The sequence below is a fragment of the Bradyrhizobium campsiandrae genome, assembly GCF_014529705.1.
Taxonomy (GTDB): Bacteria; Pseudomonadota; Alphaproteobacteria; order Rhizobiales; family Xanthobacteraceae; genus Bradyrhizobium; species Bradyrhizobium campsiandrae.
This window is the reverse complement of record NZ_JAANIH010000029.1, coordinates 32,877-45,951: the sequence shown is the minus strand read 5'-3', so window position 1 is coordinate 45,951 and position 13,075 is coordinate 32,877. Positions and strand designations below refer to the sequence as shown.

Here is a 13,075-nt window from a genome sequence, read left to right as displayed (position 1 = left end):
GGGCTTGCCAGGGAACCGGCTTCCTTCAAGGTAAGCAGCCGCTCAAACCCGGGCTGAAGAGATATCCGGCGCGCCCCGCAAGATCGAACTTTCTGGTGCGGCTCTCGACGAGACGGGCAGCCGCTAGGACGTTCAGGTCTATTGTGCGTGCCAGCATCGCAGGTACGCCATAGAGGGCCCGCCGACCGTCTTACATCAATCCGGGGGATTGAAAATCCGATCTACGAGCCGTCTTATGCGCACTCGTTGGGAGTGAATCGCGCGCGAACCATGACGAATGAAGACCATCGCATCTCGCCCAGACGCCGAGTGCTGAAATCGGGGACTATTGAATTTTCCGGCAGCGCACTCCCGTGCACGGTTCGCAATCTCTCTGAAACAGGCGCGGCCATCGAGATCAATAGTCCGCTGTGGTTTCCTGAACGGTTCACGCTGGTCATCGACAGCGAGCAATTGCGCAAACCGTGTCAGATCGCGTGGCGCAAGGAGAGACGGGTCGGGGTCATCTTTGTGGTAACATAGGACCACAATTTTCGATCCCTTCGTCAAGGCTGCTGCAGCGCTATTGTATTCGTCGCGCTCGCCTTTCGCTGTCTTGAGCTCACACGAGACTAGCGCGCGGCTCCGCTGAACTGGTGGACGACTATCACGACGCGCCGCTAACCGGTGCTGGAGTGTCGGTTCTGGACGGCGGCATTCAGCGCCTCGATCGTCTGCTGTAGCCGCACAACGATCGCGCGCTCGTTTTCGATCGTCTGCCGAGTGGCGTCTGCCGAATGTACGCCGACGGCCATCCTCAGCGTTTCGCCGGCCTCAAGCCGCCGGATGCGGTCGTTCGTCAAATCGATCAGATCTTGAAGTCGCTTCTTCCAATGCGAGGGCATGCTTGCAATCTCTGCGGGTATCATCCCATAACTTGCTTGCGGGACCCCTAACAAATCGTTTTGCCTTGCCCGCAACTCACACCCCCGAAAAATCCCAACTTGACCTCTCTGAAATCGGACGGCACACCCGCCAAGCGTTCTGAATGTAATGAATTCCCATGCCCAAAGACGCAAGACACCGCCAGGCGTGGAACCGGCATGGTCAACAAGGGCATGAGGACGCTGAAGGACACAAGAACCTGATGAAGTCTTTTCTCGCCGTTGTTGCGCTCTTCGCTCTGACGGCCCCGGCCAGCGCATTCTACACCGAGTGCACAGTCTCGAAAGACATCGAACTCGCGAACCGGCCTGACGGCCAAACCGAGCCGCGCTACATGCCGGTCAACAAGGGCGACAAGGTCGCGGTCCGCGATGAGTACCAGGATTGGTGGTTCGTCATGCATAGTAGCGACGGCAGCACCGATTATGGTTGGCTCCCGAAGAAAGTCTTGACCAGGTGCAAACAGATGGAGGGAACGCCTTAGGCCAGGCCAACCGATCAACCAGCAGAACCCCGGCGGCACTTGAGGTGCATACGGAGCCCGGGCGCTCGCATTGCACAGGTTGACCCATGGTTCTATGACTAGAGGCAAATGGGATCAGATGCACATAGCCACAGCACGACCTACATCCGTGAAAACCTCGACCTCAACCTGGTGAATGGCCGATATGCCTCGGGCCTGGTTCGCGAGCTCACCGAGATGTACGACGGCCGTACCGACAACGTGTTTGCGATCTTTGATGAAATAGCCGGCCTCGAGGGCCATCCCATCGCACGTCCTAGCCTGACCAAGCCGCCGTCGCGGTTTGCAAAGTCGCCGCTACAGGGGCTGTGGCACAAGCACTACCATCAATCCGCTTTTATTCCGACGAATGTCGTAAATCACTGGCGCGCAAACGGCTTTGCCGATCACCTCAAAGAGACGGCGGCCAAGATACCAATTGCCGATGACAAGATGATGGGCTTCCTGCTGCACGAGTTCGTCATCTCGGGATACCGCGATCGTAGCCAAGCCCGACGATTGACGGGCGAATGGATTATCTACGCCCGGCAAGACGACAGAAATACCTACCTTACGTTGGGTATCCACGGTGATGATCACGCCATCTATGAAAGGGTGCAGGCCTGCGCGAACGAGTTTCCGGATCTCGAATTGATGCGGCGCCTTTAGCAGAACTCCGCGGTCCAGACCTCATTACACACGGACACCGTCCATGAGCTACGATGCTTTGAATGCCGCGATCGATCGGTTCTTCCGATGTTACTTCAACCAGCTTCAGGCGCCGGATCCCGACACGTTGCTCAATTTCCTGAACGCGCTTCACGGGTTGAATGACAAGCTGAAGCACGAATCCGGTCGGGATCTTTTTGGGTCCTCGGATTTCATTGCGCTCAAGGCGCTGCGCAATCTCTTTCATCATCACCTTGAGCTGGTGCACGAGGCCAGGATCATTCCGGTCGAGGAGCTGCCGGCAATGACCACGGATCTGATCGTCGTTTGTCTCGTCCCGCGCTCACTCGTCGAGCGCGCGGAACGCGAGACTGACCGGCGGCATCGCGATCAGGTCCGCTCCGCGTTTACTACGTTCAAGTGGTATGGAGACGTCGCGAACATTCAGCCCTGCATGTTCAATGTCGCGGTGGACTTGTTCGAAGCAGTTGCGGATCTCGACGTTGCCCCAGTCTCGGAGGCATACAAGGCCTTCGAGGGAGCATATCAACTTGACAAAGAACGGGGCCTGCCACATCGCGTCACGGGCGACATCTGGTGCGCGGCCGGATCTGTCGGCGAAATTCTTCAAACTGTTCTTGGCCAGCGCTCCGGTCGCCCCGCTCAGCGGAATGCAAGCAAGATCGACAAGTGACTATCTGTTGTCACGGATCCGCCGAGGACCACAGGGGACTGCACGATCGTCAGGGGCGCGATCATGCCTGACACTCACTTTCGCCTTGCGCGTCGAATACTCGTCTATTCCGCCTGGGTTCTCGCGTCAGCTTTGATCTAATAGATAGATCTCTGCCCCGCCAAACGAGCGGACCTTCTCGGTCTATTCCGACTTCCGCCGCACGCTTCGGGCCCGGTTCATAAACGCGAGAACGTCTTCGTTCGCTCGACGACCAGCGCCCTCAGCCGGCTTCGCCGAGCCCGTCATTCTGCCTCGGTCTCCGGCGTTTTTGGTGGTATGGGAGGAGACCGCGGACCGCTTCTGCTCGGCAGCCTTCGCGGGGCCTGGCCTTACCTCTTTTCCGGATTTGGCTCGAGGCGGGATGGATGTGGCTGACCCGGCGGGGCGGCCCATCTCTCCCTCGGTTTCGGCGCGCTTGCGCCAAACCGTCGATGACAGCGTACCGACGCTCAAGGGCTTGCCGTCTCTGCCGGTCACGCCGGCGGCGGTCAGAGCCCGGATCATGTCCGGCCAGCTCATGCCCCGCCGTGCGGCGGCCTCGAACCAGGCATAGTGTTCGGCAACAAGCTTCGACAGCTTTTTGCGGCCCCCACCTGGGAGATGGAAGTCGTCGGCCATTGCATTTAGCCTGGCCTCTAGCTCTTTGTTGCTGGTCATCTCAAAGCCTCATCGAACCAGCAAGAAATAGGAAGCCGCCCTAGGCTCTGCAATCCTCTGCAAAACAATGCAGATCGAAGCAGAGAGATGCAGAAGTTTGCAGAACTCACACCTGTGCATCTGTGGACGACACCCACATGGCAAGAACTTTTTTGACGTCCCGGCATTTGGTCGTTGCGGTCATCTGTCCGGCCTTTGCTTGCGGTCTATTCTCACCGCATTGCCTTGATGGTTGTCCGCTGATCGGGCCCCAATCATCGTTGACGAACTCAAGGTCCGTGCACAGGTTCGGGGTGTCCTGATCCTCGGTATGTCGACCGGATGCCATCACGTCGTCATTGCCCTTGCCAAACTTGCTGTTCGTTAGTTTGTACGATAGCGCGGCGGTCGCCGCTTCACTTCATTGCCAAGCCATCTTTCTCTACGCGATTCCGAACGGTCGTCCTCGGAAGGTACCGCCGCGCTGCATGATGGCCCAGACGATACGGGCGAGTTTGTTGGCGACAGCGATGGTGACCACGCGCGCCGGCCGCCGGGCCAGTAGCGCGTTGACCCATCCAGCCAGTTCGGGCTTGTTGCGGACGTAGCGGACGACTGCGGTTGCGCCGAGCACGAGCAACCGCCGCAGATATGGCTCTCCCTTCTTGGAGATCCCACCCAATGCCATCTTTCCTCCACTGCCATTCTGTCGCGGCACCAGCCCGATCCAGGCCGCGAAGTGGCGCCCGGACTTGAAGGCACTGGCGTTCGCGACGGTTGCCACCAGCGCAGTCGCTGTGATGATCCCAACTCCCGGGATGGTAGCAAGTCGCAAGCTCAATTCATTGGCACGATGACGAGCAAGGATCGTCCGCTCGATGGCCTTGATTTTCGACTGCAGGTCCTCGATCTGCATCAAGATCAGCTCGGCGCAGGCTCGAGCCGGCTCCGGAAGTTCGCCGTCCTGGGCGAGGGCCTCGAGCTCGGGAACACGCCATAACCCCCTTGGGAACGATCAGGCCAAACTCGGCAAGCTGACCGCGCAGCGAATTGACCAGCATGTCGCACGAACAGATCCCGGGTACGGTGTAGCATCAGGATCGATTGCTGCTCGGCGCTCTTGCCGGCACAAACCGCATCGTCGGCCTCGTGACGGCTTCGCAGATGGCCTCGGCATCGACCTCGTCGTTCTTGCCGCGCTCAACATAGGGTTTCACATAAGCGGCCGGCATCAGCTTGACCTGATGACCCAGTGCGGCCAGCTCTCGGCCCCAATAGTGGGCCGTGCCGCAGGCTTCTATGCCAACCACACACGACGGAAGCTTGGCAAAGAATGCGATCAATTCTGAACGGCGGAGCTTCTTACGAAGACCGGCTTTGCCTGCGGCATCGACGCCATGCGCTTGAAAAACATGTTTGGCGAGAGCGAGGCCGATAATGGTAGGATGCATTGTGGATGGATCCCCTCTTAGTTGCTATCAGCAACATTCTGGCACACTGATGCCGTGGAGTGGGTGTCATCCACACATTCATCGGTGGATGGCGGCCGCATGGAAGAACTTTTTTGACGCAGCAGCCCCGTTCGACCGGGGTGCGTCATCGGTCCCGCGTCATCGAAGCGGATCCGATGTCCGCGGGCTTTAACATAGTCCGCGGATCAGATACCAGCCACTATGTCGCGCTTGATGCGCATGCACAGATACGGGCTCTTCCAATCCTCGGTCTCGACCGATCGCCATTACCTCGCAATCGCTCTCACCAATTCGATAGCCTGCTTCGGCAATTGACTTATCTTCTGTCAAGCGATGGCGGATGCCGCCTGGCGGAATGCTTCGCCACGGTTCATCACCGCCCAAGCGATTCTGGCCATCTTGTTGGCCACAGCGATCGTGACGACGCGTGCCGGACGCCTTTGGCGGCGCGCAATGATCCATCGGGCAAACTCGGGTTTGTTGCGGCAATATCGTTAGCCATGCGCATCCCGCTAGATCACACTGTCGTCCCGTCGCGCGAACGCGACCAGTCGGCGCGGTTCTTTGCGTCCATATTCGGACGCGATACGATGGCCCCGGCCCGTACTTCGCCCCGGTCCGCGTCAATGAAAGCCTTGTCGTGGATTTTCGATACCGTAGTTTCGTTCGAGACACATCACGACGCCTTCCACGTGAGCGACCGTGGAAGTCGACGAAATCTTGCAGAAGATAAGAGAAGCGGGCATCACGTATGGCCGCAGCTACCGCAGCCCTGAAGATCGCAGCTTGACTCGCAGAATGGAGGCCGAGGCATGTATTTCAAGGGTCCCAACGGTCATTCCCTCGAGCGCTTGACCAAACTATCCTCTTGAAAAACGCTCGGGCTCTGCTGCCTCGCGTCTCGGCAAGACCGAACGGATTCGATGGAGCGGCACAGGTTTGATGCGGAACACGGGATCGTGTCGCAGACGGTGAAGCTGGCTAACGCTGATACTTCCAGGCGTAGGCGCCCGCTTCGCTGTCGAGATCAGCTAACCTGTACATGGTTACTTGAGCTGCCGAAAAAAGGGAAACGGACAAGCAAGTCTGCGCGCAGACTTGCGACGGCCGCTGGATTCGTCCGGGCCGCCACAGGCAAATTTGTGGCCAGAGTCGCCGGCTGTCTCGAAAGCGCCAGAATGCGATCGGGGCAAGGGCCTGATCCAGTTCGTGCGTTACGAGGGGTGCCAGCTTCCCATATCCGCGCGGGCCCTCAGGAGCGCGGCGAGTACCGTCACAAGATGGGGATCGAGGGATGCGAACGGCTCACCCAGGTCGGCGTTTTAGTTTGGTGCGCCCGACCCGTTCAACAAACCTTCACCGCTTGAGCCACTTACATCTTCATATGCGGGTTTGCACACATTGCCTATTCCATCAGAAACCTGTCGGATCGGACAACTCGAATTTGAGGTCGATCGCTTGCTTCAGAAACTCGATGTCGCCATTTTTTACATAAGTCTTGTAAGCAGCGACGGCGAACACATCCGGATCAAACGCATAAACCACGTCATTGATTTCCAAGGTGCTGCCGAAAGCCTGAACGGCTGGAAATTTGGTCAGCACTTTCGCCCTCAGTTCAGGTTTCATGAGACTGATTTGAATCGCATACGCGAGCGCCTCGTGCCAAGCATGAGGAAGCCTCTCATAGTTGCCACCCATGATGTACGCGAGCGCCGCGTGGGCCACTTCGTGCTCTAGAATGGAAAGGCCAATCTCTTCGTCCCAGGACAGATGCCATGGCTTGCGTTCCGATGTCCAAGGGGCGTTGGCGCGCAACATTAGTATCTCGTTATTGTTTGCCCGATAGTAGCCGCTGACCGACTGATGTGCGGTGGATGAATCGTTCAGCTCGACTTGAGTGACAAAGCGCACGGTCAACTCGAATTGGATTTGGAACCCGCCGCGCGCGAAGTAATCGCCGACCTTGCTGAGAGCGGCACATGCTCGGTCCTGCTCTTCCGGGCCGCCAACAACCGTCACACGCTCACGGCCACAATCAGCATGCGCGGCTGATATCGCACCTAGGAGCCCCAGCGCCGAGCACCGCCAACGCGAGCGCGCAATCTCGTATCCGTCTCGGACTGGAGCGATTTTCGAACGTGGCCAAACAGCTGGACTTTAATTTGTGGAGCGCGTGCGCGACGGCTGGGTCCGCTTGAGAGCTCATGTGCCTTCTCCTCTGATGAGGACGAGCACCCGCAAAAGACCATCATCCCCGGCAGATGCCGGTCTGCGGCGGCATTCTATGGCTGCGAGCGCAATCTTTCGGGACTATCTGGCGCCCCAGCTAGGCTCGTTCACGATCAAACAGCTATTTGCGCGTTGGACAATAACCCTCTATTTCTGGCTGGGCAATAATAAAATAATAGAGGTGTGGTGTTCGCGCCGCGCCGGAGCCGCTCGTTCACCCTAACTATCAACCGTGACCTGGACGACACATGCATCTCGATTTCCTCAAGGCAGTACTCCTCGGCATGGTGGAGGGATTAACCGAATTCATCCCGGTTTCTTCGACGGGTCATCTATTGTTGCTGGAGCACTTCTTCGGCTTCAGCGACTCCGCGTTCGGAAAAACGTTTGTGGTATTGATTCAGCTCGGCGCCGTGCTTGCGATCCTCTCGGTTTATTCCGTGCGCCTATGGCATATTGCGCTCGCGCTGCCACTTGATCCTGCTGCCCGACGCTTCGTGCTCGGCGTGTTGGTGGCCTTTCTGCCCGCGGCGGTCGTTGGGTCGATCGCTCACGGCTTCATCAAGGAGGTGCTGTTCAATGTCCGGATCGTGTGCAGCATGCTGATCATCGGCGGCCTGATTCTGCTTTGGGTGGACCGGATGAACCTCAAGCCGCGCTATCATGATGCCACGCAGTTCTCGCTGTCGATGTACCTTGCCATCGGCGTGTTCCAGTGCTTCGCCATGATCCCCGGTGTATCCCGCTCCGGCGCGACGATTGTGTCGGCGATGCTGTTCGGCGCCGACAAGCGCTCCGCGGCGGAATTCTCATTCTACCTTGCCATTCCGACCATGGACGGCGCGTTCAGCTATGACCTGTATAAGAACTGGTCTCAGCTGAACGGTAGCAACACCCTGATTGTCGGAGCGGGTTTTGCCGTATCGTTTGTATGTGGCTGGTTTGTCGTCCGGACGCTGCTCGACTACGTCTCCAGGCAGGGTTTTCCGCTGTTCGCATGGTGGCGAATTATTGTCGGCGTTCTTGGGCTCCTGGGACTTACACTTTTTAGTAACCTCCACGATTGGGCTTGAAGCGTTCGAATGGCTGCCCGGTGACCCCTTGAAATTGTCTGCAGGGCAGGTTATTCAAACACCTGTTGAAGTGTTTCACGGATGCGTGAGGATGCCAGCCCAGCTTGAGGAAGAACGTGCGGTTGAGTTGGCGGAAATTTTCCGCCTTCTCGGCGACGCCAATCGTCTTCGCATCGCGGTTGTTTGCCTGGACAGTCCGCTCTGCGTGGGCGACATCGCCCAGCATGTCGGACTTTCGGCATCCCTCGTAAGCCATCACCTGCGACTACTTCGCGCCGCTCGTTTCGTGCGCTCGCAGAAGCGAGGCAAGCAGGTCTTTTACGGCGTAGCGGACGACCACGTCCGTTGCGTGATCAACGACATGGTGGCCCACGTCGACGAGCGTCGATCGGGCATGGAGGACGACGATGGCGGATACTGACTTGGCCCGAGGACTAATCGACCCTGCGGCAGGGTCCGCGACTGGCCGCCGCCGGTTTAAGATCGAAGGGCTCGACTGCCAGAACGAGGTTCGTCAGCTGAAGGCAGCCGTCGGACCCATCGCCGGCGGGGAGGAAATGCTCGCCTTCGACACAAAGGCCGGCCTGATGGAAGTCAGGCTTACTCAGAATAGCCCGACGGATGAGGCAATCAACGCGGCCGTGGCTCGCACGGGAATGCGTGTGATTCACGTCGGCTTGCAAACTGAGCTTCTCTTCGAAATCGACGGTTTGGATTGCCAAAACGAGGTGCGGCAGCTCAAAGCTGCTGTTGGCCCTCTCGTTGGCGGCGATGACAAGCTCGGCTTCGATACCAAGCAGGGCACGATGCGGGTCAGCCCACAGGACCTCGCCACGATCGATGAAATAGAGAAGGCCGTCTCAACCACCGGCATGCGGGCGAGGCTTCGCGGCGGGACGTCCACCAGCGAAGTCGCCAAGGAAGCTCCCCTCACATTCCGAGTGCGAGGTCTCGATTGCCAGAACGAGGTCAGACAGCTCAAGGCGGCCGTAGGTCCGCTGGTCGGCGGAGACGACAAGCTAACCTTCGATACGAAGGCCGGCACGATGTGGGTCGCGGCCCAGTCGCAGTCAGCAGCGCTCGCAATCCAGAATGCTGTGGCCACGACTGGAATGTCGGCCGAGGTAGTTGCAGAAGAACGCACTGCTAACGATGAGGCAACCGTTCCCTTCTCCGGGGAGGCGGTCTGCACCACATGCTCAGGCGATTCTATCGGCGATCAGGCCCTCACCGCGACCGTTCCCATTTTGCCGGGGCAAGCGGTGTTCAAGGTCCATGGAATGGACTGCGGCGACGAGGTCGCAGCCCTCAAGCGTGAGGTAGGTCCGGTCGTCGGAGGGGAGGACAAGCTCGCATTCGACTTGGTGAACGGGCGTATGTCCGTTTTGGGTCGCGCAGACGCGCTGCCGATCAAACTCATTGAAAAAGCCGTCCTTCGAACGGGCATGACGGCTGAGCTATGGCAGGAAGGCGCGACTTCAGACGCCACAGCCGCCGAAGTGCGCCGACGTCGCACGCAAACCCTTTTGACTACTGCGAGCGGCCTGCTTGCCGCAGTTGGTCTTGGGCTGCATGCCGTTCTCGGGGGTGGCCTCGCCGCTGCCGTCGGTGCGGTCGAGACGACCGGCGGCACACCTTTGCCGGCGATCGCCGCCTATGTTCTTTCGATCGTTTTTGCCGTTCGCTACGTAGCTCCGAAAGCTCTGCTATCTGCTCGACGCCTCCGGCCCGACATGAACCTGCTGATGGTTGTGGCAGTGGCCGGCGCTATCGGCATCGGCGAGTGGTTTGAGGCAGCGACCGTTTCGTTCTTCTTCGCATTGGCTCTGGCGCTCGAGGCATGGAGTCTGTGGGGCGCGCGGCGCGCGGTGGCGGCGCTCATGGAGCTTGCTCCTACGGTTGCCCGCGTTCGCTACCTCGACGGCAACGAGGCGGAAGTGCCCGCGGGGCAGGTTGCCGTTGGAGCCCACATCGTGGTGCGTCCCGGCGACAAAATCCCTCTCGACGGCCGCGTCCTTGCCGGCGAGAGCGAGGTCAACCAGGCCCCGATCACCGGGGAAAGCGTCCCAGTGCCGGTCGAGCCCGGAAAGGAGGTCTTTGCCGGCACGATCAACGGCGAGGGTGCGCTTGAAATCCAAACTACCAAGGCCGCGCAAGACACAACGCTCGCCCGCATCATTCGTATGGTCGGATCGGCTCAGAGTCGGCGCGCACCGAGTGAACAATGGGTCGAACAATTCGCGCGGGTCTATACGCCGGCGGTGATGATTCTTGCGCTGGTGGTCTTCCTGGTCCCGCCTCTCGCTTTCGGCGGGGCATGGGAGCCCTGGTTCTATCGTGCGCTTGTGTTGCTCGTCATCGCCTGCCCGTGTGCGCTTGTCATTTCGACCCCGGTGACCATCGTGGCGGCGCTCGCGGGCGCCGCCAAACAGGGGGTGCTTGTGAAGGGCGGCGTTCATCTTGAGACCCCGGCCAAGCTGAAGGCGATCGCCATGGACAAAACCGGTACCTTGACCGAGGGCCGGCCCCGGGTGGTCGAGCTTGTGCCGCTAGGAACTCGCACTGAGGCCGAGTTGCTGGAGTTCGCAGCCGCACTGGAGGCGCGAAGTGAACACCCACTTGCTCGAGCCATCCTCGAAAAAGCGCGAGAGCGCGGAATAACCGTTGCTCCGGCGACTGCCGTTCAAGCTGTGCGCGGCAAAGGGGTGACCGGCCGGATTGGCGCCCGTGAGGCCTGGCTCGGATCGCGAAAATACCTGGAGGAGCGTGCAACGACCGCGGCAACGGCCGAAGTCCTGCTTTCGGCCGATAGAATCGCGGGCGCTGGACGCACCGTCGTTGCGGTAGGCGACGAAAATTCTGTTTGGGGCTTGATAGCGGTCTCGGATGCCATCCGCCCCGAAGCCAAGCGCATCGTCGCGGAACTTCATGCAGCAGGCATCGAGCGCGTGGTCATGCTCACCGGCGACAATCGCGCGACCGCAGAAGTCATCGCTCGTGAGACGGGTGTGGACGAGGTCCAGGCTGAGCTTCTTCCCGAAGATAAGGTCGCAGCCATCGAGCGGTTGGTTGGCCGTTTCCACAAGCCGGGCGGGGCCGTCGCGATGATCGGCGACGGGGTCAACGACGCGCCGGCAATGGCACGAGCGAATCTTGGTATCGCGATGGGGGCGATTGGCTCCGATGCGGCGATCGAGACCGCAGACGTCGCTTTGATGTCGGACGATCTCTCGAAACTGCCTTGGTTGATCCGGCACTCGAAGGCGACGCTTGCCATCATTCGGCAAAACATCGGATTTTCACTTTCCGTGAAGCTGTTGTTCACGGCCTTGACGATTGCTGGATTCGCATCGCTCTGGGGGGCTATCGCCGCCGATGTCGGTGCATCCCTTCTCGTGGTCCTGAACGGATTGCGACTGCTCACGCGCGATCAGCCGTAGCCCGCTTGACCGGTCGCTCACCGGCAGCTGAGGAGCGCTTATCGTTGTCCTGCGCCGGGACGCTTAGCGAGGAACATTCATTTGGCCTTGGTTTCCAATATAGGCTTTGCCACCGCGTTCGCTGCCGGGGCCGTGTCGTTCCTCTCGCCCTGCGTCCTTCCGCTCGTCCCAGGCTATGTGTCTTATGTCGCTGGTCAGTCGGCTACCGATTCCACCGCTGATCAGGCGCGATTGCGAACCCTCGGACTAAGCCTGTGCTTCGTGCTCGGCTTCTCGACGGTATTTGTGCTGCTTGGCCTGGGCGCAAACGCGTTGAGCATGCTCTTGAACGCCTATCGATGGGAGGTCAACCTTGCCAGCGGTCTGCTGGTCATTGTCTTCGGATTGTTTACCGCGGGTCTTCTTCCTTTGTCGTGGCTTCAGCGTGAGTTGCGATGGCATGGAGATCCGCCCGGGAGCGGACCCGTTGCAGCCTATCTTCTCGGAATGGCTTTTGCACTTGGCTGGACGCCCCGTGCTCGGTGCGGCACTGGCCGTCTCGACGTCCTCCGCCAGTCTGAGCGGGGTTGCCCTTCTCGCCTCGTATTCGCTTGGGCTCGGAGTGCCCTTTATTCTAGCGGCCCTTTTCATGGGCGGGTTTGTGGGAAGGCTGCGCGCCTTCCGCCGAGCCGGTCGCGCTTTGCAACTCGTAGCGGGCGGCATCATGGTTGTGATGGGCGTAGCCATGATCACTGGGCATCTCACAATGTTTGCGATTTTTATGCTTGGGATGTTTCCGGCACTCGGGAACCTCGGATGAGAACCGAACCGATTGCTGCGAGGCATGCACCAGTGCACGGACTGAGACTTTTTGGACTGGGTCTGGCCTTGGCGTGGTTGCTCCTAGATCAAGCAACGAAATGGTGGATCCTCGAATATGTCATGAAGCCGCCTGAGGCGCTTCGCATCGCGCCGTTCTTTAATTTGGTGCTCGGCTGGAACAGGGGTGTTAGCTTTGGGATATTGGGTGGTCATGAATTGCCACCCTGGACGCTCGCAATGTTCTCGGGGACCATTGCGGCGGCGCTCATTGTTTGGCTGTTGCGGACGCGCGACCGCCTTGTCGTAACCGGCTTGGCTCTCGTCATCGGAGGGGCGCTCGGCAACACGCTCGACCGAATTCATCACGGAGCCGTGACCGATTTTCTCGATTTCCATTTGGCAGATTGGCATTGGCCAGCATTCAACATGGCAGATGTGGGCGTGGTCTGTGGCGCCGCCTTTCTGATGCTGGACAGCTTCGTTCGCCAAGACCGTGACGCCGCTTAAGCATACATACGAAAGAAACCGTGCCCACTCATCCTTTCGCGCGTTCATGACGCCACCCTCCGAACTCGACATCGCAGTCGGCTTTG

General features: G+C 59.4%; 11 protein-coding genes and 3 pseudogenes. 9 read left to right on the top strand and 5 right to left on the bottom strand.

The genetic code is table 11. The annotated features are described in order from the left end of the window. The first annotated feature begins 270 nt into the window (after nt 1-270). Nucleotides 271-522, top strand: a complete 252-nt coding sequence (locus G8O24_RS21810; RefSeq protein ID WP_188102891.1) for a PilZ domain-containing protein — start codon at nt 271-273, stop codon at nt 520-522. Nucleotides 523-659: 137 nt separating this feature from the next. Here G8O24_RS21810 and G8O24_RS21805 read toward each other — a convergent pair whose 3' ends face one another. Continuing rightward, on the bottom strand, nt 660-884 hold the full coding sequence (locus G8O24_RS21805; protein WP_188102890.1) for a hypothetical protein: 225 nt from the start codon (nt 882-884) through the stop codon (nt 660-662). 158 nt (nt 885-1,042) lie between these two features. Between G8O24_RS21805 and G8O24_RS21800 the strand changes: the two genes are divergently transcribed. The 3 genes from G8O24_RS21800 (at nt 1,043) to G8O24_RS21790 (ending at nt 2,789) form a co-directional block, all read left to right on the top strand. Further along, nucleotides 1,043-1,408, top strand: coding sequence for a hypothetical protein (locus tag G8O24_RS21800; protein ID WP_188102888.1), 366 nt, complete (start codon nt 1,043-1,045; stop codon nt 1,406-1,408). A 108-nt stretch (nt 1,409-1,516) separates the two neighbouring features. Further along, on the top strand, nt 1,517-2,095 hold the full coding sequence (locus G8O24_RS21795) for a hypothetical protein (RefSeq protein WP_188102886.1): 579 nt from the start codon (nt 1,517-1,519) through the stop codon (nt 2,093-2,095). 43 nt (nt 2,096-2,138) lie between these two features. Then, the gene (locus tag G8O24_RS21790) at nt 2,139-2,789 is read left to right on the top strand and encodes a hypothetical protein (RefSeq protein WP_188102884.1); all 651 of its coding nucleotides are present in this window, start codon (nt 2,139-2,141) and stop codon (nt 2,787-2,789) included. A gap of 183 nt (nt 2,790-2,972) precedes the next feature. Here the strand turns inward: G8O24_RS21790 and G8O24_RS21785 are convergent, their stop codons facing one another. The 4 genes and pseudogenes from G8O24_RS21785 to G8O24_RS21775 all read right to left on the bottom strand — a co-directional run bounded on the left by G8O24_RS21785 (nt 2,973) and on the right by G8O24_RS21775 (nt 6,958). After that, complete coding sequence (locus G8O24_RS21785; RefSeq protein ID WP_188102882.1) at nt 2,973-3,488, bottom strand: hypothetical protein; 516 nt, start codon at nt 3,486-3,488, stop codon at nt 2,973-2,975. Nucleotides 3,489-3,909: 421 nt separating this feature from the next. Then, nucleotides 3,910-4,918: pseudogene (locus G8O24_RS21780) on the bottom strand (IS110 family RNA-guided transposase). A gap of 347 nt (nt 4,919-5,265) precedes the next feature. Further along, nucleotides 5,266-5,382: pseudogene (locus G8O24_RS44405) on the bottom strand (IS110 family transposase); the annotation flags it as partial. Nucleotides 5,383-6,352: 970 nt separating this feature from the next. After that, the gene (locus tag G8O24_RS21775; protein ID WP_188102880.1) at nt 6,353-6,958 is read right to left on the bottom strand and encodes a DUF6639 family protein; all 606 of its coding nucleotides are present in this window, start codon (nt 6,956-6,958) and stop codon (nt 6,353-6,355) included. Nucleotides 6,959-7,416: 458 nt separating this feature from the next. Here G8O24_RS21775 and G8O24_RS21770 point away from each other — a divergent pair, with 458 nt between their 5' ends. The 5 genes and pseudogenes from G8O24_RS21770 (at nt 7,417) to lspA (ending at nt 12,989) form a co-directional block, all read left to right on the top strand. After that, nucleotides 7,417-8,241: an undecaprenyl-diphosphate phosphatase gene (locus G8O24_RS21770; RefSeq protein ID WP_188102878.1), complete on the top strand. Its 825-nt coding sequence runs from the start codon at nt 7,417-7,419 to the stop codon at nt 8,239-8,241. A gap of 91 nt (nt 8,242-8,332) precedes the next feature. Beyond that, nucleotides 8,333-8,662 (top strand): ArsR/SmtB family transcription factor, encoded by a 330-nt coding sequence (locus tag G8O24_RS21765; protein ID WP_188102876.1) that lies wholly within the window; start codon nt 8,333-8,335, stop codon nt 8,660-8,662. Continuing rightward, a complete protein-coding gene (locus G8O24_RS21760) occupies nt 8,649-11,681 on the top strand; it encodes a heavy metal translocating P-type ATPase (RefSeq protein WP_244645944.1) in 3,033 nt (1,010 codons plus the stop codon). The genes G8O24_RS21765 and G8O24_RS21760 overlap by 14 nt, the downstream gene beginning before the upstream one ends. Before the next feature lie 81 nt (nt 11,682-11,762). Beyond that, a pseudogene (locus G8O24_RS21755) lies at nt 11,763-12,480 on the top strand (cytochrome c biogenesis CcdA family protein). Next, complete coding sequence (gene lspA, locus G8O24_RS21750) at nt 12,477-12,989, top strand: signal peptidase II (RefSeq protein ID WP_188102874.1); 513 nt, start codon at nt 12,477-12,479, stop codon at nt 12,987-12,989. Before G8O24_RS21755 ends, lspA begins: the two are co-directional and overlap by 4 nt. Nucleotides 12,990-13,075: the final 86 nt, after the last annotated feature.